The organism is Georgenia sp. AZ-5 (assembly GCF_043952095.1).
Lineage (GTDB): Bacteria > Actinomycetota > Actinomycetes > Actinomycetales > Actinomycetaceae > Georgenia.
In genome coordinates, this window is sequence record NZ_JBINOU010000001.1 from 3,365,238 (window position 1) to 3,384,815 (window position 19,578).

The window sequence follows — 19,578 nt, forward strand, 5'->3', positions numbered from 1 at the left end:
GGCTCACGGCGCCCACGCCGGCCCCTCACCCGAGGACCGCCGGCGCACCGCGAGTCGCTCGTCCGGACGGCACCGCGGCGCGGCCGCCGCCGTCCACACGCCCGGCCGCGGCGTGCCCGTCCCCAGCACGCGGTCGGCGGGCACGTGCGGCGGGGCACCCTCGTCGCGTGCACGACGACCCGGCGGCCGGGTCCGGGCGCGCCCCGGACCCGGCCGCGTCCCTGCGCTGCGCCTGGCACCTGGCGGTGGTGGCCGGCCCGGACACCGGCTGGTGCCTGCCGGTGACGCCCGGCTGCGCCGTCGGGCGGGCCCAGGCCGGCTCCCCGCTGACCGATCCCCTGGTCTCCCGTCGCCACCTCCTCGTCCGCACGCGCCGCGGCCGGGTCCAGGTCCGTGACGCCGGGTCGGCCAACGGCACGCACGTGGCGCGCCCGCGCGCCAGGCCCGGGCGACGACGCGCCCGGCGCGTCGGGCAGCGCTGGCGCGACGTCGCGCCCGGTGACCGGCTCACGCTCGGCGGCACGGTGCTCGAGCTGCGCGCGCGCCCCACGCGGCTCGCGGCGCCGGCGACGATCGCCGCGCCCCCTCCACGCCGGCATGCCCGCCGCGACCTCGCGCGCCTGGCGATGCCTCTGCTCATGTGCGCCGCCGCGGTGACCTTCCTGCTGGCGGCCCCCTCCGCCGGGTGGCGCTGGGCGACGCTGGTGCTGCCGCTCGGCGTGCTGGCCCTGGCCCTCCTCGACGGCCGCCGCCGGGACCACGAGGCCCGTGACGACGCGGACGACGCGGACGACGCCCGGGAGGACGCCGTGCCGGCGACGGACGACCCCGCCGCCCTGCTCCTCCTGGCTGCCGCCGCGCCGGTCCCGGCAGCGGCCGGCGAGACGCTCACCGTCCGCCTGCTCCCCCAGCCGGCGCCCGGCCGGCGCCGGGGTGCCCGGGTCGTGCCAGCGGGCCCCGCCGCCCCTTGCCGCGCCGGGCACGGCCGCGCGCCCCTCCTGGACCTCGCCGACGGCGAGTGCGTCGCCCTCGTGGGGGCGCGGACGGACGTCGTGTCCACCGCCCGCTGGCTGCTGGCCCAGCTGGTCCTGCACGGCCCGGAGCACCTCGCGCTGCGCCTCCCGGGCTCCTGGGAGTGGGCGGCAGTCCTGCCCCACACGCGCGCGGCACCCGCGCGCGCCGTCCCCGCGCCCGCCGTCCCCGGCCGCGCCGCCGCCGCGCCCGCCGGCCCCGCCCTCACCTCCCGCTCGGGCGACGCGCCGGCCCCGCTGCGGGCGCCGTCCCGCGGCGACGCACCGGCCGCGGCGTGGTGCGTGACCGTCCGCGAGGCCTGGGCGCCGGACCCCGCGGCGCCGCCGGCCCCCGGGGCGGCCCGGGTCGCGACCCTCGTGCTGGCCGACCGCCTCGAGCGCACGCCCGTGACGTGCACGCGCGTGGTGCACGTGCCGGACCTGCGCGGCACCACGGTCTCCGCCGCCTGGGCCGGCACCGTCGCCGCGCTCCTCGCGGCGCCCGGGCGTCCGGCGCTGCCGGGGCGGGTCCGGCTCGCGGAGCTGCTGGGCGCGACGGACGACCTGGGCCGCAGGTGGGCCGCCGCCGGCCCGGGCCTGAGCGCGCCGCTCGGCGCCGACGCGAACGGCGCCGTCGAGCTGGACCTGGCGGCGGCAGGCCCGCACGCCCTGGTCGCGGGGACGACCGGGGCCGGCAAGTCGGAGCTGCTCCTGAGCTGGCTGCTCGCCCTGGCGGTGCGCTACTCCCCCGCCGCCCTCCAGCTCGTGCTGGTGGACTACAAGGGCGGCGCCACGTTCGGGGCGCTGGCCGCGCTGCCCCACACCGCCGGGGTGCTGACCGACCTCGACCCCGCGGCGACCGCCCGGGCCCTGGCCAGCCTGCGGGCGGAGCTGCGCCGCCGCGAGCGTCTGCTCGCCGGCGCCGGGGCGCGCGACCTCGACGCCTACCGGCTCGCCGGCCACGACGGCCTCCCGCGCCTGCTCGTCGTCGTCGACGAGTACCGCACGCTGACCGACACCCATCCGGACGTCCTGGCCACCCTGGTGCGCCTGGCGGCCCAGGGCCGGTCGCTGGGCCTGCACCTGATCCTCGCCACCCAGCGCCCCGGCGGCGCCGTGGGCCCCGACGTGCGGGCGAACCTCACCGCGCGGGTCTGCCTGCGGGTCCTGGAGCCGACGGACTCCCTCGACGTCCTCGGCGTGCCCGACGCCGCGCGGCTGCCCGCCCTGCCGGGCCGGGCGCTGCTGCGCACCGACGGGCTGCGGCTGCTGCAGGCGGCGTGGACCGGGCCCGACGGCGCCGCCCTGACCGGCGCGGTGGTGACCGCGGCCCGCCGCGCGTGGGAGGCGGGCGGGAGCGGCGCCCCGGCGGGGCGCCCCTGGGCGGAGCCGCTCCCCCGCGACCTCCCGCTGGCCGCCCTCGCCGCACCCCCGGTCGCCCGCGACGGCACCCCGCCGGGGCTGCCGCTCGCCCGCACCGACCTGCCCGACGAGCAGCGCCTGGGCGTGTGGCGGTGGGCGGGCCCGGCGCTGCTGGTGACCGGCGGCCCGGGCACGGGGAGGACGGAGGTCCTGCGCGCCGTCGTCGCCCAGGCGCTCTCGTGCGGCGCGCCGGTGCACGTCGTCGCCGCGGAGCCCACGGCGTTCGCGGACCTCTCCGGCCCGGCCCTCGGCACGGTCGTGGGCGCCGACGACCCGCGCCGCGTCGCGCGGCTGCTGGCGGTCCTGGCCGAGCCGCCGGCGGAGGGACGGGCGTGGCAGGTCCTCGTGGTCGACGACGTGGACGCCGTCTGCGACCGGCTCGACGCCGCAGGGTCGCCCGGCGCGGCGGGCCAGGCGCTGGGCCGGCTCCTGCGCGAAGGGCGCCGCCGGGGCGTGTCCGTCGCGCTGTCCGGGCCGCCGTCCCTGGCCGCGGCCCGGTGGGCCGAGGCGGTGCGCACCCGGCTCGTGCTCGCGCCCCGGGACGAGACCGAGGCGCTGGTCGCCGGAGTGCCGCGCGCGCTCGTCGGTGGCGGCGCGGTGCCCGGGCGCGGCGTGGTGCTCGAACCCGGCGGGGCCACCGCGGTGCAGGTCGCCCGCGCCGCGCCGGTCCGGCTGCCCGGGGCGCCGCTGGAGCGCGTGCCCCGCCTGGCCCCGCTGCCGGAGACGGTGGCCGCCCGGGGGCTGCCGGTCGCCGCCGACCGGGTGACCCTCGGGCTCGGCGGGGACACCGCGGGGCCCGTGACGGCGCCGGCCCGGCCCGGCGACCGGCTGCTGGTGGTGGGGCCGCCGGGCAGCGGCCGCACCTCGGCGCTGGCGACCGCCGGGGACCAGCTCGCCGCCGCCGGCCGGCAGGTCCGGGAGATCGCCAGGGCGGCGCAGGCCGGCGGCGACGTCGTCGTCCTCGACGACCTCGACCGCTGGCCGGGCGCGGAGCTGGACGAGCTGGACCGCCGCCTGGCGCTGGTCCCGGGGCTCACGGTCCTCGCGGCCGCCCGCACGGAGGCCGTGGTCGCCGCCTTCCGGGGGCCGCTCGCGCTCTGGCGCTCCTCGGCGAGCCTGCTCGTGCTGCGCCCGGCGCACCCGGGCAGCGGCCGCCTCACGGACGTCGACCTGGCCCCGGCGACGGACCTCGGGCGCCCGTCCCACCCCGGACGCGGCGTGCTCGTCGCCGCCGGCACGGTCACCCCCGTGCAGGTAGCGCGCTGACCGTGCGGCGAGCTCGCGAGCTCGCGAGGCCGGTGCCCTACGCGAGGGCCGAGGGCGGCCCCGCCATCGACGCGTGCTCCCGCGAGGACGGCCACAGCACGCCCACCACCACGCCGACGGCAAGCACCGCCAGCGCCACGACGAGATACGCCGGCAGGGCGCCGCCGAGGGCGACGCCGCTCAGCAGCTGCAGGATCTGCCAGGTGACGACCGGGCCACGCCCCCAGCGGCGGCCGCGCCACAGCGCGCGCGCCGCGGCGCCGAGCACGACGGCGACGCCCACGAAGAAGACGGTCATCGCCACGGTGGAGGCCAGGTCGAGGGGGACGCCACGCACCACGTCGACCAGGAAGGCGACGGCCATGGCCGCCAGGGCCGCCACCTCGAGCAGGACGCCGAGCAGGGCCGCCCCCAGCGGCACCGGCACCCGGCCTGGTCCTGACGGGGCTGAGGGGGGAGGATTCGTCACACCCCGAGGGTAGTGCGCGGCCCCGCGGCGGCCCCGGCGCGCACCGGCACACCCCTGGCCTGGGCGGACGCCGCGCCTGTGACGAATGCCACGGTCTTTACCCGCCGGTCACTTGTCCGAAACCTCTTTACGCAGCAACAACCCGCATGTCAGGCTTGGGCGCAGCAGCAATCCCCCATTTGTCGGGCTGTCGCTGCTCCCCTACCAGGAGCTGTGGCCCCGGCGCGCGCCCCCCAGAAGGAGCCCTGTCATGGATTGGCGTCACCGCGCGGCCTGTCTCACCGAGGACCCGGAGCTGTTCTTCCCGATCGGGAACACCGGCCCCGCGCTCGTCCAGATCGAGGAGGCCAAGGCCGTGTGCCAGCGGTGCCCCGTCGTGGACACCTGCCTCAAGTGGGCGCTGGAGACCGGCCAGGACTCCGGCGTGTGGGGCGGCCTCAGCGAGGACGAGCGCCGCGCGCTCAAGCGCCGCACCGCGCGCGCCCGCCGCGCCGGCTGACACAGCACGAGCACCAAGGACGACGCCGCCGGGAGACCGGCGGCGTCGTTCCTGCATGCGGACCTCCCGGCGCCGCCGAGCCGCGCGTCAGCGCTCGCGCTGCCGGGTCCGCAGCACCACCTCGGTGCCGCCCTCGGGACGGGAGAGCCACTCGATGGTGCCGCCCAGCTCGCCGGTGACCAGCGTCCTGACGATCTGCGTCCCGAGCCCGGACAGCACCTTGCCCTCGTCAATGCCGCGGCCGTCGTCCCGCACCCGCACCTCCAGCTCGGCCCCGTCGCGGGCGGCGTGGACGCTCACCATGCCGCTACGCCCCCGCAGGCCGTGCTCGACGGCGTTGGTCACCAGCTCGGTGAGCACCACCGCGAGCGACGTGGCCGCCTCCGCGCCGACGAGCCCGAACGTCCCCTCGACCTCGGTGCGCACCGACGAGTCGGGCGAGGCGACGTCGGCGGCGAGGCGCAGCACCCGGCCGAACACCTCGTCGAAGTCGACGACCTCGTCGATGTTCTGCGAGAGCGTCTCGTGCACCAGCGCGATCGTCGACACCCGCCGCTCCGCCTCCTCCAGCGCGTCCTTCGTCTCGGGGTTGTCCGTGCGGCGGGCCTGCAGCCGCAGCAGGGCCGAGACGGTCTGCAGGTTGTTCTTCACCCGGTGGTGGATCTCCCGGATGGTGGCGTCCTTGGTGATCAGCTCCCGCTCGCGGCGGCGCACCTCCGAGACGTCCCGGCACAGCAGCAGCGCGCCGCGGCGCTCACCGTGGTCCGTCAGCGGCACCGCACGAAGGCTCAGCGTGACCCCGCGGGACTCGACCTCGGTGCGCCAGGCGGCGCGCCCCATGACGACCACCGCCAGCGTCTCCTCGACGCTGGAGTGCTCCTCGAGCAGCTCGGTGACCACCTCGGCCAGGACCTCGCCCTTGAGCTGGCCGATGAGGCCCAGGCGGTGGAAGTTGCTGACCGCGTTGGGGCTGGCGTAGATGACACGCCCGTCGGCGTCGAGGCGGACCAGCCCGTCCCCCACGCGGGGCGCGCCCCGGCGGGACGCCCCCGGCGCGCCCGCCTGCGGGTACTCCCCGCGGGCGATCATCGCGCACATCATGTCGGCGATCTCGACGTAGGAGATCTCGAGGCGGGACGGCACGCGCGTGGCGGGCAGGCTCGACTCGCGCGTCATCACTCCGATGGACCGGCCCTCGTGCACCACCGGCACGAGCACCTCGCGGATGGCGTTGATGGTGCGTGCCTGGTCGGCGCGGGTGTGGATCCCGCCGTCCGCCATCGTCTGCGCCATGAGCTGGCGGCGGGGCTCCGAGACGCGGTGGCCCACGATGTCGTCGTAGTGGACCGTCGCGGCGGTCGAGGGCCGGCAGTGCGCGACGGCGACGAAGCCGCCGTCCTCGGTCGGCAGCCACAGCACGAGGTCCGCGAACGCCAGGTCGGCGACCACCTGCCAGTCTCCGACGAGCTGGTGGAGCCACTCGGCGTCCGTGGGCTCCAGCGTGACGGTCTGCGCGATCATGTTGGCCAGTGTGGGCACGCCCCCAGCGTAGTGGGGGTGCCCCGTCCGGTCGGGGCCGGGGCGGCCACGACGGCGACCGCGCTCCCCGCTCACCCCACGCGCGTGCCCGGGTGCGCCGCTGCGTCGCGGCTTAGGCTGGGCGGGTCCAGCCCACACCACCGAAAGGCACGCCGTGCACTTCTCCGCCACCACCGAGTACCCCGCCGACGCCCACGCCGTGGCAGCGATGCTCGCCGACGAGGACTACGTCCGCCGCCGCGCCGAGGCCACCGGGGCCCAGGAGCACCACGCCGAGGTCCTGCGCGACGGCGAGGCCTTCACGGTGACCACGCGGCTGAAGATGCCGACGACGATGGTGCCGGCCAAGTTCCGCTCCTTCGTCGGCCAGACCGTCGAGGTCCGCCTCGTGGAGGCCTGGGGCGCGCCCGCGGCCGACGGCACCCGCACCTCGACCATGACGCTGTCGATCCCCGGCGTGCCGGTGAAGGTCAACGGCACGCAGCGGCTCTCCGCGAACGGCGCCGGCTCCACCGAGACGTACGACGGCGACGTCAACGCCTCCATCCCGCTGCTCGGCAAGAAGATCGAGCAGCTCGCGGTGGACTCGGTCAACAAGGTCGTCGCCGTGGAGAAGCGCATCGCCCTGGAGTACCTCGCGGGCCGCTGAGCCGCCCGGGGGCGCCGACTCGCCGGGCGGCTCAGTCGCGCTCGGGCGGCAGGTGGCCGAAGCGGTGCAAGGTCCGCGAGATGGCCTGCTCGCGCAGCACGGTGAGCAGCTCGCGCCGCCCCGTGGCGAGGACGGGCTGAGCCAGCACCGTCACCCCGGTGCCGGCCAGGTCGCGCGCCAGCACCGCGGCCTCGTCACCGATCACCCTGAGCCGGCCGGTCACCTCGCCGTCTTGGACGCGCGCGACCAGCTGCTCCCGGGTCTCGGCGGCGTCGACCAGCTCGGCCAGGCGGCGCAGGCCCTGGCGGGCCGGCTCGCCGGTGGGCGCCAGCGCCTTGAGCCCGCGGGAGAGCTCCGGGTCCAGGCTCACGCGCACCGGGCTCCCCGCCAGCTCGGCCGCCAGCAGCACGCGCACCAGCTCGACGGCGGAGGCCCCGGACCCCGCCCGCACCGTGAGGTCAACCGGCCGGTAGCGGAAGACGTTCGCCTCGACGCTCAGGCCGCTCACGTCCCACTCGGCGCCGAGCTCCTCGTCCCACGCCGCGGCGTCGGAGGCGACGGCGGCGCGCAGCCACGACCGGTCCGCCTGCGACGTGACCAGGCCGGTGTAGTCGGCGAGGGCGCGGCGCACCGCCGCCGCCGGCTCGGCCTGGTTCCCGGGCACGCCGTCCGCCCGCCAGGTGCCGAGCTGCGCGACGTAGTTCGGTCCGCCGGCCTTCGCGCCGGGGCCCACGACGGAGTCCTTCCACCCGCCGAACGGCTGGCGCCGGACGATCGCCCCGGTGATGTGCCGGTTGACGTAGACGTTGCCGACCTCGACGTGGTCGAGCCAGTACGCGATCTCCTCCTCGTCGAGCGAGTGCAGGCCGCCGGTGAGCCCGAACGCCGGCGCGTTCTGCAGCTCGACCGCCTCCTGAAGGGTCCGCGCCCGCATGATGCCGAGCACGGGTCCGAAGCACTCGGTGAGGTGGAAGAACGAGCCCGGGGCGACGCCGTCCTTCAGGCCCGGTGACCACAGCCGGCCGGTGTCGTCCAGCTGCCGCGGCTCGACGAGCCAGGTCTCCCCCGGCTCCAGCGTGGTCTGGGCGCGCCGCAGCTTGCCCTCGGGCGGCTCGATGACCGGGCCCATGGTGGCGCCCAGGTCCTCGGGCCAGCCCACCCGCAGCGACCGCACGGCGTCGACGAGGTGGCGGCGCAGCCGCTCCGAGCGGCCCGCGGAGCCGACGAGGATCACCAGCGAGGCCGCGGAGCACTTCTGCCCCGCGTGACCGAACGCGCTCCTGACGAGATCGGCCACGGCGAGGTCGTAGTCCGCGGCGGGCGTGATGACCAGGGCGTTCTTGCCGGACGTCTCGGCGAGCACCCGCGGCCCGCCCGGCCGGCCCGCCCGCCAGGACTCGAACATCCGGGCGGTCTCGATCGAGCCGGTGAGCGCGACGGTGTCGACGTCCTCGTGCGAGACGAGGGCGCGGCCGACCCCGCCCTCGTCGGTACGGACCACCTGGAGCACGTCCGCGGCCACGCCGCGGGAGGCCAGGGCCGCGTGCAGCGCGGCCATGGCCACCTCGGTGCATCCGGGTACCGCGTGCGCCGGCTTGATGATCACCGCCGAGCCCGCCGCGAGCGCCGCGAGCACGCCGCCGGTGGGGATGGCCACGGGGAAGTTCCACGGCGGCGTCACCAGGGTGACCCGGTCCGGGGTGAAGGCGGCGCCGTCGGCGTGCGGGCCGGCGTCGAGCTCCTCGGCGCGGTCGGCGTAGTACCGGGCGAAGTCGATCGCCTCGGAGACCTCCGGGTCCGCCTCCGCGACGGTCTTGCCGCCCTCGGCGGCCATGACGGTGACCAGGTCGCCGCGGCGCGCCTCGAGCTCCTCCGCCGCCCGGCGCAGCACCGCCGCCCGCTCGGCGCCGGGCAGGGCGGCCCAGGCCGGCTGCGCGGCCTTCGCGGCGGCGACGACGGCGTCGACATCGGCCGGGGAGGTCAGGACCGGCGAGCTCGGCGGCGTAGGTGCGGCCACCACGCGGTCGGCCGCCCAGGCGCGCACCTCGGGCAGCGCGGGGTCGGAGTCGGCCGTGTTCGTGAACGGGGACGGGGCGGGTGTGCGCTCCGCCCGACGGCGGCGGGCGGCGGGCGTCGTCGTCATGGCCGCGACCGAGGCACGGAACCGGGCCTCCTGCTCCGCCATGGCACCATCACCGGCGCCGGCGAAGAGGGCATGGAGGAAGTTCTGGGGCTGGGCGTTCTCCTCCAGGCGGCGCACGAGGTAGGAGACAGCGACGTCGAAGTCCTCGGGCGCGACGACCGGGGTGTACAGCAGCACGCTGCCGACGGCGTTGCGCACGGCCCGGGCCTGCGCGGGGGCCATGCCCTGCAGCATCTCGACGTCGAGCGAGGCGGCCACGCCGCGCTGCTGCGCGAGCAGGTGGGCGAGGGCGACGTCGTAGAGGTTGTGCGAGGCCACCCCGAGGCGCACCACCCCGGCCAGCTCCGGGCGCAGGGCCCGCTCGACCAGGCGCAGGTAGTTGGCGTCGACGTCGGCCTTGCTGGTGTACGGCGACTGCTCCCAGCCGTGCAGCTCGGCCTCCACCCGCTCCATCGACAGGTTCGCGCCCTTGACCAGCCTGACCTTGATGCTCGCCCCGCCGCCGGCGACCCGGGTGGTGGCGAAGGCGATGAGCCGCTCGAGGGCGGCGAGGGAGTCGGGCAGGTACGCCTGCAGCACGATCCCGGCCTGGAGGTCGTGGAACTCCAGCTCGGACAGCAGGGCGGTGAAGACCTCGATCGTCAGGTCGAGGTCGCGGTACTCCTCCATGTCGAGGTTCACGAAGGCGTGCGGGGACCGCGCCCGCGCCGCGCGGTACAGCGGGCGCAGCCGCTCGAGGACGCGCGCCACGGTGCCCTCGGTGTCCCAGGTCGAGATCTGCGAGACGAGCGAGGAGACCTTGATCGAGACGTAGTCGACGTCGTCCCGCTCGAGCAGGGCCCGGGTGCGCTCGGCGCGGCCGGCGGCCTCGGCCTCGCCGAGCACGGCCTCGCCGAGCAGGTTGATGTTGAGCCGGAAGCCCTCGGCGCGGGCCCGGGCCAGGTGCTCGGACAGGGCGGGGTCGTGGGCGTCGACCACGAGGTGGCCGACGAGCTGGCGCAGGCGCTTGCGGGCGAGGGGGACGACCACGCCGGGCGCGAGGCGCGCGACCTTGGCGCCGACCGCGAGCAGCGCCTGGTCGGCCGGCCGGAGGAAGCTGCGTGCCGCGCCGGCCGAGACGGTGCCGAGCTCCTTGGCCGCCACCCGCGTGTCCTCCGGCCGCGCGACGCGGTCGACGAAGCGCACGGCCAGGTCGAGGCCGTCCGCGTCGCCGACCAGCGCCGCCAGCTGGCCCGTCGAGGTGCGCTCGGCGTCGGTCTGGCCCTGCTCCGTGGCCCGCAGCCACTCCTCTGCGAGCCCGACCGCGTCCTCGACGAGGGACGTGACGTCGGTCGGCGGCGCCGGCTCCGAGGCCGCCCGCCGGTCCCGGGCGTGCGCCGCCGGCCCGGGGGGCGTGGCCGCGTCCCCGGGCCGCTCGGGGCCGCCGGGCACGGGGGTGGGGGTGTACTGCGTGGCCATCTGCTCTCCTCGCCGGTCGGGTGGCGGCGCCGGGGATGCCCGGTGCGGCGCTCGTGACCCACGTTACGTCCCGCGGGCGCTTCCCGACCGTCGGCATCGGGAAGGGGACTGGCCGCGCCGCGCGCCGGCGGGCGGTGAGCGGCGAGCGGGGGTGCGCCCCTGGCTCGCCGTTGAGCCAGGTGCGTGAGCCACGTTACATCCGGGCCGGCCCCGGCCGAAGCACCTTCGGCCTCGGCGACCCCGGACGGCGGCGTCCCCTGCCGGCGCCCTCCGCATCCGCACGCCGGCGCCCACCCGGGCGCCCTCCGCATCCGCACGCCGGCGCCCCCGCGGGCGCCCTCCGCATCCGCACGCCGGCGCCCCCGCGGGCGCCCTCCGCACGGCCGGAGCGAACGCCGGTCCTCCCACGTCACCGTGGCGGGCTCGGGCCCGCGGTGCTACTGGCCCAGGCACCAGCGGTACGGGGCGGCCAGCCGGCGCGCCTCCTCCGGGCCCCAGGAGCCGGGCGCGTAGGGCAGCGGGGCGGGCCGGTCCGGGCCCTGCAGCGGCAGATAAGCCGTGAACGCCGCGCGCAACCCCTCCGCCGTGGTGAACAGCGAGCGGTCCCCGATGATCGCGTCGGAGATGAGGGACGCGTACGGCGAGAGCGCCTCGCCGCCCGGGACGTCGTCGAGGTCCAGCACCGCGCGGCCCGAGGAGTACGCCAGGTCCGGCCCCGGGGTCTTCACCGTGATCCCGAGGACGACCTCGCCCTCCCCCGAGAAGCAGATCTCGATCCTGTTCGGCTCCTTCAGCTCCGCCGCCAGCGGGCCGAACGGCGGCTTGAGCACCAGGGTGATGCGCTGGTCCTTGACCGCCATGCGCTTGCCGGTGCGCAGCAGGAACGGCACGCCGCGCCACCGTTCGGTGTCGATCCACAGCCGGGCGGCGACGTAGGTGTCCTGGGTGGAGTCCTCGGGCACCCCCTCGATGTCCGTGTACCCCTCGAACTGGCCGAGGACCACGTCCTCCTCGGGGTCCAGCGGGTGGAAGGCCCGCAGCACCGCCTCGCGCGCCGCGATCACGCTGGCCGGGTCGCGCAGGTCGGCCGGCGGCTCCATGGCGACCTGGCCGGCGACCTGGAACAGGTGGGTGACGAGCATGTCGAGCGCGGCGCCGGTCGCCTCGTAGAAGGCGGCGCGGTTGGCCACGTCGAGGTCCTCCGGGACGTCGATCTGCACCTGGTCCACGCTGGCCCGGCTCCACTCCGAGCCGAACAGCTGGTTGGCGAAGCGCAGCACATAGATGGTCTGCACCGCCTCCTTGCCGAGGAAGTGGTCGATGCGGAAGACCTGCTCCTCGTGCAGGACCTCCTTGACGAGGGCGTCGAGCTCCTCGAAGGACTCCAGCGACGTGCCGTAGGGCTTCTCGTAGACCACGCGGGCGCCGTCGGTGAGGTCGTGGGCCCCCAGGCCGCGTGTGATGGGGGCGAACGCGGCGGGCGGCACCGCGAGGAAGTGCAGGACCAGCGGTTCGGCGCCGGACTGCTGGCGCAGCTCCTCCCGCGCCGCCGCCAGGACGGCGGGCAGGTCGCCCGGCTCCGCGGCGCTGAAGGTTCCGCCCACGTACCGCACCCGCGAGCGAAGCTCCGTCCAGTCCTCGGGGAGGCGGTGGCCGCCGCGGGCGAGGGCCGCCTCCACCCGGTCCCGGAAGGTCTCATCGTCGAGGTCCTCGGCGGCGCAGCCGATCAGGCGCCACCGGTCCGGCATGAGTCCGCGCTCGTGCACCTCGACGAGGGCCGGCAGCACCATCCGCCCGGCGAGGTCGCCGGTGGCGCCGAAGAGGACGATGACGACGGATTCGGGCATGTGGGTCGCGGGGGTCTGCACGGCCACAACCTACGCGCGGCGGCGCGCCGCGGCTCGGTGGACGCCGGTCAGGACAGCAGCAGCCGCTCGATGCGCCGGGCGGCGCCCCACACCCCCAGCAGGCCCATGACGACCAGGTAGGCGACGTGCCCGAGCAGGGCCGGGCCGACGTCGCCGAGCATGAGCGCCCGCTCGAGCGCGACCCCGTGGTAGAGCGGCGTCGCCTCCACCACCAGCCGCAGCGCCGGCGGGTAGGCCGACAGCGGGAAGAACGTCGCCGAGAAAAGGAACAGCGGCTGGATCGCGAGCGTGACGAGGTCCAGGTCCACCCACGAGCGCATAAAAGTCACCGCGAACATCCCGACGGCCGAGAACGCGAAGCCGATGAGCACCGCGGCGGGCAGAGCCAGCACCGCCCACCAGGAGCGGACCATCCCGGCCGCCGCGGCGATGAGCAGGAAGGCGACCGAGTACAGCGCCCCGCGGCTGAGCGCCCAGGCCACCTCCCCCACCGCGACGTCGCGAGGGCCGAGCGGGGTGGCGAGCACGGAGTCGTACAGCCGGGCGTACTTGAGCTTGAAGAACACGTTGAACGTGGACATCACCGCCCCGTTCATGGCGGAGGCCGCCAGCAGCGCCGGGGCCACGAACATGGCGTACGGGACGGGACCCGCCGGGGTCGGCACGCTCTGCACGAGCGCCCCCACGCCGACGCCCAGGGAGAACAGGTAGAACACCGGCTCGGCGAACCCGGAGACGAGCAGCAGCCACGCCCGCCGGAACGCCATGAGGTTGCGCTCCACCAGCACCCGGGCGAGCCCCGCCCCGGCAGGGACGGGCACCACCCGGGACAGCCGGCGTGCGGCCGCCACCGTCGCCCCCGCCGCGCCGCTCACACGACCAGCCTCCGGCGGAAGGCGCGCCACGCCCACCACGCCCCGGCCGCGGTCATGACCACGAGCACGAGCACGTGGCCCGCGACGCCCGGCCAGTCCGGCGTCCCGCCCGCGAGGGACCGGCTCGCCGCGACGCCGTGCCACAGCGGCGTCACCCACGCCACGGGCCGCAGCAGCGCCGGCAGATGCTCGACCGGGAAGAACGTCCCCGAGACCAGGAACAGGGGCGTGACGACGAGGCGGTAGATGACCGAGAAGCTGTTGTCGGCGCTGTCGGTGAACTGGGCGGCGACCGCGAAGCACGGCAGGGCGAAGGCCATCCCGGTCAGCACCGCCACCGGCACGGCCAGCACGACCAGCCATGACGCCCAGGCCCCGAACAGCGCCGCCACGACGGCGAACACCACGGTGCCGAAGGCGATGGACAGCGCGACGTAGACGAGGTGGCCGAGGAGCACGTCGGACACGCCGAGCGGGGTGGCGAGCATGGCGTGGTACTGCCGGGTCCACCGCAGCGCGCCCAGGACGCTGTAGGTGGACTCGCCGACGGCGGTCCACATGGCCTGCGCGGCCAGGATCCCGGGCACCACGAACTGCACGTACGGCACCCCGCCGACGCCGCCGGCGGCGCGGTCCACCAGCCCGCCGAGCATCAGCCCCATGGACACCAGGAACAGCACCGGCATGAGGAAGCGGCTCACGACGCTGCTGATCCAGGTGCGGCGGTACTGCGTCCACCAGAAGCCGAGCGCGGGCAGCCACCGGCGTCCGGCGGGCAGGGGCCGGAGCGGCACGGGCGCGGCGCTCATCAGTCCACCAGCGTCCGGCCGGTGAGGTGGAGGAAGACGTCCTCGAGGGTGGCGCGGCGCACGAGCGCCGACAGCGGCCGCAGGTCGTGGGCGGCCGCTGCCGCGGCGTCGCCGTCCCGGGTGTAGACGAGCAGCCGGTCGGGCAGCACCTCCACGCGCTCCCCCACACCCCGGAAGCGGCCGGCGTAGGGCGCGTGGTCGTCGTCGGCGAACCGCAGCTCGAGAACCTCCCGGGTGGCGTACCGAGCGATCAGCTCGCGCGGGGAGCCCTCGGCCACGATCCGGCCGTGGTCCATCACCACGAGCCGGTCGCACAGCTGCTCGGCCTCGTCCATGTAGTGCGTGGTGAGCACGAGCGTGACGCCCTGCCGCTTGAGCCGGAACAGCCGGTCCCACAGCGCGTGCCGTGCCTGCGGGTCCAGGCCGGTGGTCGGCTCGTCCAGGAGCAGGATCTCCGGCTCGCTGACCAGGGCGCGGGCGATCGTCAGCCGGCGCTTCATGCCACCGGAGAGCGGCTCTACCTTGGACGCCGCCCGGTCCCCCAGCTGCGCGAAGTCCAGCAGCGCGGCGGCCCGTTCCCGCACCACGGCCCGCGGCAGGCCGAAGTACCGGCCGTAGATCCAGATGTTCTCCTCGACCGTGAGCTCCTCGTCGAGCGTGTCGCGCTGCGGGACGACGCCCAGCCGGGCGCGGATCGCGGGTCCGTCGGTGGCCGGGTCCTGACCGAAGATGCGCAGCTCGCCGGCGGTGACCGGCGAGACCGCGCCGACCATCCTCATGGTGGAGGACTTCCCCGCGCCGTTGGGGCCCAGGAACCCGAACGCCTCGCCCCGGCGCACCTCGAAGTCGATGCCGTCCACCGCGGTCAGGTCGCCGAACCTCTTCGTCAGCGACCGGCCTTCGACCAGGACCTCATCGGCCCCGGGCCCGGAGTGCTCCACGCGGCCGACCGTAGCCCACTGCACCGACACGACGGGAGGGGGCGGCCCGGCGGGGCGGATCCCGTGCCGGTGTCGGCGTCACGTGCGACGATCGTCCGCATGAGCGACGTCGTCCCGTCCCCGGCCTCCGCGGAGGCGGAGGCCCCTGCCCTCTGGGCCGAGCGCACCGGCACCCGGGCCTACACCGGCCGGAACTCCCGCGGCGCGCAGGTGCGCGTCGGGGACGGCGAGGGCGAGTTCTCCCCCGGCGAGCTGCTCCAGATCGCGCTGGCCACCTGCAGCGCCCTCTCGGCCGACCACCGGCTGGCGCACGCCCTCGGCGCGGACTTCGAGGCCGTCGTCGGCGTCTCGAAGGAGAAGAACGAGGAGGAGAACCGCTACGAGTCCATGACCGTGGAGATCGTCACCGACCTCTCCGGGCTGGACGAGCCCACCCGGGCCCGCACGCTGGAGCGCGCCGAGCTGGCCATCGAGCGCCAGTGCACCGTGGGCCGCACCATCGAGGCCGGCGCCCGCCACATCATCGTGTTCACCGACGAGGTGGCCGGATGAGCCGCGCCGGCACGCTCGAGAAGCTCATCGACCGGGCGGTGCGGCGCCCGCGCGGGCACCTCCTCGCGCAGCGGCTGCGGCGCGAGCGGCCCGACGCCACGCCCGGCGAGCTCCTCGCCGAGCTGGAGAAGCAGTACCTGCGCCGGGTGTCGCGGCTCGGCGGGGCCGTGGGTGCGGTCGCGGCGGTGCCCGCGGTCGGCACGGGCACGGCCCTGGCGCTGAGCTCGGGCCAGCTCGCCTCGTTCATGTCCTCCTCGGCCACCTACCTCATGGCTGTCGCCAGCCTCCACGGGGTCGACGTCGACGACGTCGAGCGGCGCCGGACCCTCCTGCTCGCCGCGCTGCTCGGCGAGGAGGGGGCGAAGGCCGTCAGCGGCGAGCTCGGCCTCGGCACGCTGTACTGGGGCAAGGCGGCGCTGACGAAGCTGCCGCTCAGCACCGTCAGGTCGGTCAACAAGGCGCTCACCCGGCGCGTGGTGCGGTGGAGCGCGACCCGCGGTGGTGCGCTGGTGTTCGGGCGCCTGGCCCCGTTCGGCATCGGTGCGGTCATCGGGTACCGGGGCACGCGGGCGCTGGGCAGGAACGTCGTCGAGGGCGCACGCCAGGAGTTCGGCCCGGCCCCCGCCACCTTCCCCGCGGGGCCCACGGAGCGCTGACCGCTCAGGTGGCGCCGTCCGCGCCGACCGGGTGGCCGACACGCCGGGGACGTTCGCCCCGCCGCGCACGCCCGCGCACCCGTCGCCGACACTTGCCGCCCCCGGCCGGGGCGTGCTGCTATCGGGAGAGCCGACGGGAGGGAGGGGCCCGATGTCCGGGAAGGTGCTCGTCGCCTTCGCCAGCCGGCACGGCTCGACGCGGGAGATCGCCGAGGCCGTCGGGGCCGCGCTCCGCGAGGAGGGCCGCGACGTGGAGGTGCTCCCGGTGGCCGACGTCATCGACCTCGGCGTCTACGAGGCGGTCGTCGTCGGCTGCGCGGTCTACCACGGCCACTGGATGGCCGAGGGACGCAGCTTCGTCCGGCGGCTCGCCCGCCAGCTCCCGGACCGGCCCGTGTGGCTCTTCTCCTCCGGCCCCACCGGCGAGGACGCCCTGGACGACCCCGCCGAGGTGGCGAGGCGGGCGCTGGCCGCCTCCGCCGTGCCCGCCGACGTCGCGCACGTCGCGGAGGGTGCGGACGTCCGCGGGCACGTGACGTTCCCCGGCCGCGTCGGGAAGGAGGCCACCGGCGCGCTGGAGCGGTGGATGCCCCGCGGCGACTGGCGGGACCTCGACCGCGTCGCGGCGTGGGGTCGGCAGATCGACGCCCAGCTGGCGGCCTCCTGACCGGCTCCCTCAGGCACGCGGTAACGTCGGGGTGCCGCACGTCACCAGGGAGGCCCAAGCTGAGCGGACTGTTCGAGGCGCTCGACGGCGAGGAGTCCGTCGACGCCGCCGTCTCCGACCGCGCGTTCGTGCGCGCCATGCTCGACGTCGAGGCCGCGCTGGCGCGTGCCCTCGAGGGGGCCGGCCGGGCCCCCGGGGGCACCGGCGCCGCCGTCACCGAGGCGCTCGAGGCCCTGGACGTCGACCCCGGGGACCTCGGCCGCCGGGCGCAGGGCGCCGGCAACCCCGTGGTGCCCCTGGTCGAGGACGCCGTCGCGGCGGTGCCCGAGCCGCACCGCTCGGCCGTCCACCTCGGCGCCACCAGCCAGGACGTCCTGGACACCGCCGTCATGCTCGTCGCGGACCACGCCCGCGAGCGGATCCTCGCCGAGCTGGCCCGCGCGGCCGACGCCGCCGCCCGGCTCGCCGACGAGCACCGCGGCACCCTCATGGTCGCGCGCACGCTCGGGCAGCCGGCGCTGCCCACGACGTTCGGGGCCAAGGTCGCCGGCTGGCTGCGGGGTCTCCACGGCGCCGCCGGCTCGCTCGAGGGGCTCGAGCTCGCCGTCCAGCTCGGCGGCGCGGCCGGCACGCTGGCCGCCTACGACGGCGACGGGCTGCGGGTGATGCGCCTGCTCGCGGGCGAGCTCGGGCTCGACGATCCCGGCTCCCCCTGGCACACCGAGCGCTCCCGCGTGCGGGCGCTCGCCCAGGCGCTGGCGGGCGTCGTCCTCGCCGCCGGGAAGGTGGCCACGGACGTGGCGCTGATGTCCCAGGCCGAGGTCCGCGAGGTGGCGGAGGGCGCGCCGGGCGGGTCCTCCGCGATGCCCCAGAAGAAGAACCCTGTGGCCTCCGTGCTCCTGGTGGCCTCGGCGCGCCGGGTCCCGGGCCTCGTCGCCGCCGTCCTCGGCGCCGGACTGCACGAGCACGAGCGCGCCACGGGCTCGTGGCACGCCGAGTGGGTGCCGGTGCGCGACCTCGCGCGCCTCGCCGGCGGTGCGGCCGCCCGCGTCGCCAACCTGCTCGAGGGGCTGCTGGTGGACCCGGAGGCCATGCGCCGCAACCTCGACGCCGCCCAGCCCGGGGTGATGGCCGAGGCCTACGCGGCCCCGCTCATCCCGGCCATCGGCCGGGCCGCGGCGCAGGAGGCGGCCCGCACGGCCGTGGAGGACGCCACGCGCACGGGCGAGCCGCTGGGCGATCCCGCGACCTACCTCGGCTCCGTGGACGAGATGGTCGACCGGGCCCTGGCGGGGCGCCGGGACTGAGCGTGGATCGAGAGCGAGGAGAACAGGTGGACGACGCAGCACGCCACGAGGGCGGGATGCAGGTGCGCCGCGCGGTGCTCGGGGACGCGCACGTGGACGGGGCGGTCGCCCGGACGACGGAGTTCACGGCGGACTTCCAGGACTTCATCACCCGCTACGCCTGGGGCGACGTGTGGACCCGCCCGGGCCTCGACCGCCGCACCCGCAGCTGCATCACCCTGGCCATGCTCGCCGCCCTCGGGCACGAGCAGGAGCTCGGCATGCACGTGCGCGCCGCGCTGCGCAACGGCGTGACGGTCGCCGAGATCAAGGAGGTCCTGCTGCAGGTCGGCGTGTACGCGGGCGTCCCCGCCGCCAACCGCGCCTTCGCCGTCGCGCAGGAGGTCCTGGCCTCCGCCGGCGAGGAGACCGCCACCCGGGACTGAGGCCCCGGGCGAAGCTCAGCTCCCGGCGCCCGTCAGCAGCGCGTCGAGGTCCACGTCGCCCTGGAGCAGACCGTAGGTCTGGCCGAGGTCGACGTAGAGCTCGAAGGTCTCCCGGCTGACCTCGGTGTCCCAGCGCGGGAGGATCACCCGGTCGGCGAGCTCCGGCGTCACCTCCAGGTAGGAGGGCAGCACGTCCCGGACCGCGTCCGGGTTCTCCTGGGCGTACTCCAGCGACCGCTCGATGGCGCGCGTGAACCGCTCGACCAGCTCGGGGTCCTCCGCGGCCACCTGCCGGGTGGTGAAGTACGTGGAGACCTCGACGTCGTGGTCGGCGGCGTCGTTGAGCGGCGTGGTGAGCACCCGCAGCCCCTGGTCCGCCCCGAGGGTGATGAACGGCTCGACCTGCCAGGCCGCCGCCACCTCGCCGGAGAGCACCGCCGCGTTGGCGCTGGGGAAGGGCACCTCCACGAAGTCGATGGTGCCCGGGTCGCCGCCGTCGGCCGCGACGGACGCCTTGACGATCGTGTCCCCGATGGCGTTGACGGTGTTCACCGCCACGGTGCGGCCCTCGAGGTCGCGCGGCCGCTGCAGGCTGTCGTCCGCCGTCACGAGGGCGAACGGGTCCGCGGCGGGGTCGCCGGTGCCGTACACGCCGCTCGCCACCACCTGCAGCGGCAGGCCGGTCGACGCCCCGACCACCAGCGAGAGGCTGTTGCCGAAGCCGAAGTCGTAGCTGCCCCCGACGACGCCGGGGACGATCGCGGCGCCGCCCTCCCCCGTGCTGATCTCCAGCTCGAGGCCCTCCTCCTCGAAGAAGCCCTGCTCCAGGCCCAGGTGGAGGGGCGCGACGTCGATGATCGGGATGACGCCGACCGTCACGCGCGTCGGCTCGGCCGCGGCGGTGCCGTCCTGCTGGGCCCCGCCCCCGCCGTCCTCCCCGCCACCACAGGCGGCGAGGAGCAGCAGCGACGCCGCGAGGGACGCCACAAGTCGTCGTCGGTCCACCGTCGTTCCTCCTCGGAG

General features: G+C 76.5%; 16 protein-coding genes. 8 read left to right on the forward strand and 8 right to left on the reverse strand.

Annotated elements, in window-relative coordinates:
* The first annotated feature begins 167 nt into the window (after positions 1-167).
* Positions 168-3,698: an FtsK/SpoIIIE domain-containing protein gene (locus ACF0H8_RS15765; RefSeq protein WP_395289835.1), complete on the forward strand. Its 3,531-nt coding sequence runs from the start codon at positions 168-170 to the stop codon at positions 3,696-3,698.
* Between the two features lie 37 nt (positions 3,699-3,735).
* Here the strand turns inward: ACF0H8_RS15765 and ACF0H8_RS15770 are convergent, their stop codons facing one another.
* On the reverse strand, positions 3,736-4,167 hold the full coding sequence (locus ACF0H8_RS15770; protein WP_395289836.1) for a hypothetical protein: 432 nt from the start codon (positions 4,165-4,167) through the stop codon (positions 3,736-3,738).
* Between the two features lie 250 nt (positions 4,168-4,417).
* Between ACF0H8_RS15770 and ACF0H8_RS15775 the strand changes: the two genes are divergently transcribed.
* Positions 4,418-4,666 carry a WhiB family transcriptional regulator gene (locus ACF0H8_RS15775; protein WP_395289837.1) on the forward strand — a complete coding sequence of 83 codons (249 nt, stop codon included), beginning with the start codon at positions 4,418-4,420 and terminating at the stop codon, positions 4,664-4,666.
* Positions 4,667-4,753: 87 nt separating this feature from the next.
* On the opposite strand, the gene ACF0H8_RS15780 is transcribed toward ACF0H8_RS15775, so the two are convergent.
* Positions 4,754-6,187, reverse strand: a complete 1,434-nt coding sequence (locus ACF0H8_RS15780) for a sensor histidine kinase (protein WP_395290906.1) — start codon at positions 6,185-6,187, stop codon at positions 4,754-4,756.
* Between the two features lie 172 nt (positions 6,188-6,359).
* On the opposite strand from ACF0H8_RS15780, the gene ACF0H8_RS15785 reads away from it, so the two are divergent.
* Complete coding sequence (locus ACF0H8_RS15785) at positions 6,360-6,854, forward strand: DUF2505 domain-containing protein (protein WP_395289838.1); 495 nt, start codon at positions 6,360-6,362, stop codon at positions 6,852-6,854.
* A gap of 31 nt (positions 6,855-6,885) precedes the next feature.
* Here ACF0H8_RS15785 and ACF0H8_RS15790 read toward each other — a convergent pair whose 3' ends face one another.
* From ACF0H8_RS15790 to ACF0H8_RS15810, 5 genes are all read right to left on the reverse strand, one after another.
* Positions 6,886-10,455, reverse strand: a complete 3,570-nt coding sequence (locus ACF0H8_RS15790) for a proline dehydrogenase family protein (RefSeq protein ID WP_395289839.1) — start codon at positions 10,453-10,455, stop codon at positions 6,886-6,888.
* Positions 10,456-10,892: 437 nt separating this feature from the next.
* Positions 10,893-12,323 carry a glucose-6-phosphate dehydrogenase gene (locus ACF0H8_RS15795; RefSeq protein WP_395289840.1) on the reverse strand — a complete coding sequence of 477 codons (1,431 nt, stop codon included), beginning with the start codon at positions 12,321-12,323 and terminating at the stop codon, positions 10,893-10,895.
* A 47-nt stretch (positions 12,324-12,370) separates the two neighbouring features.
* On the reverse strand, positions 12,371-13,198 hold the full coding sequence (locus tag ACF0H8_RS15800) for an ABC transporter permease (RefSeq protein ID WP_395289841.1): 828 nt from the start codon (positions 13,196-13,198) through the stop codon (positions 12,371-12,373).
* Positions 13,195-14,007, reverse strand: coding sequence for an ABC transporter permease (locus ACF0H8_RS15805; RefSeq protein ID WP_395289842.1), 813 nt, complete (start codon positions 14,005-14,007; stop codon positions 13,195-13,197). The genes ACF0H8_RS15800 and ACF0H8_RS15805 overlap by 4 nt, the downstream gene beginning before the upstream one ends.
* Entirely contained in the window at positions 14,007-14,948 is a 942-nt protein-coding gene (locus ACF0H8_RS15810; protein WP_395289843.1) for an ABC transporter ATP-binding protein, read from the reverse strand. The genes ACF0H8_RS15805 and ACF0H8_RS15810 overlap by 1 nt, the downstream gene beginning before the upstream one ends.
* 99 nt (positions 14,949-15,047) lie before the next feature.
* Between ACF0H8_RS15810 and ACF0H8_RS15815 the strand changes: the two genes are divergently transcribed.
* From ACF0H8_RS15815 to pcaC, 5 genes are all read left to right on the forward strand, one after another.
* Positions 15,048-15,500, forward strand: a complete 453-nt coding sequence (locus tag ACF0H8_RS15815; RefSeq protein WP_395289844.1) for an OsmC family protein — start codon at positions 15,048-15,050, stop codon at positions 15,498-15,500.
* On the forward strand, positions 15,497-16,156 hold the full coding sequence (locus ACF0H8_RS15820) for a hypothetical protein (protein ID WP_395289845.1): 660 nt from the start codon (positions 15,497-15,499) through the stop codon (positions 16,154-16,156). The genes ACF0H8_RS15815 and ACF0H8_RS15820 overlap by 4 nt, the downstream gene beginning before the upstream one ends.
* A gap of 151 nt (positions 16,157-16,307) precedes the next feature.
* Positions 16,308-16,823, forward strand: coding sequence for a flavodoxin domain-containing protein (locus ACF0H8_RS15825; protein WP_395289846.1), 516 nt, complete (start codon positions 16,308-16,310; stop codon positions 16,821-16,823).
* Positions 16,784-18,130, forward strand: a complete 1,347-nt coding sequence (locus ACF0H8_RS15830; RefSeq protein ID WP_395289847.1) for a lyase family protein — start codon at positions 16,784-16,786, stop codon at positions 18,128-18,130. Before ACF0H8_RS15825 ends, ACF0H8_RS15830 begins: the two co-directional genes overlap by 40 nt.
* 26 nt (positions 18,131-18,156) lie before the next feature.
* The gene (gene pcaC, locus ACF0H8_RS15835) at positions 18,157-18,555 is read left to right on the forward strand and encodes a 4-carboxymuconolactone decarboxylase (protein WP_395289848.1); all 399 of its coding nucleotides are present in this window, start codon (positions 18,157-18,159) and stop codon (positions 18,553-18,555) included.
* A 15-nt stretch (positions 18,556-18,570) separates the two neighbouring features.
* Here pcaC and ACF0H8_RS15840 read toward each other — a convergent pair whose 3' ends face one another.
* Positions 18,571-19,560 (reverse strand): ABC transporter substrate-binding protein, encoded by a 990-nt coding sequence (locus ACF0H8_RS15840; RefSeq protein ID WP_395289849.1) that lies wholly within the window; start codon positions 19,558-19,560, stop codon positions 18,571-18,573.
* Positions 19,561-19,578 lie beyond the last annotated feature (18 nt).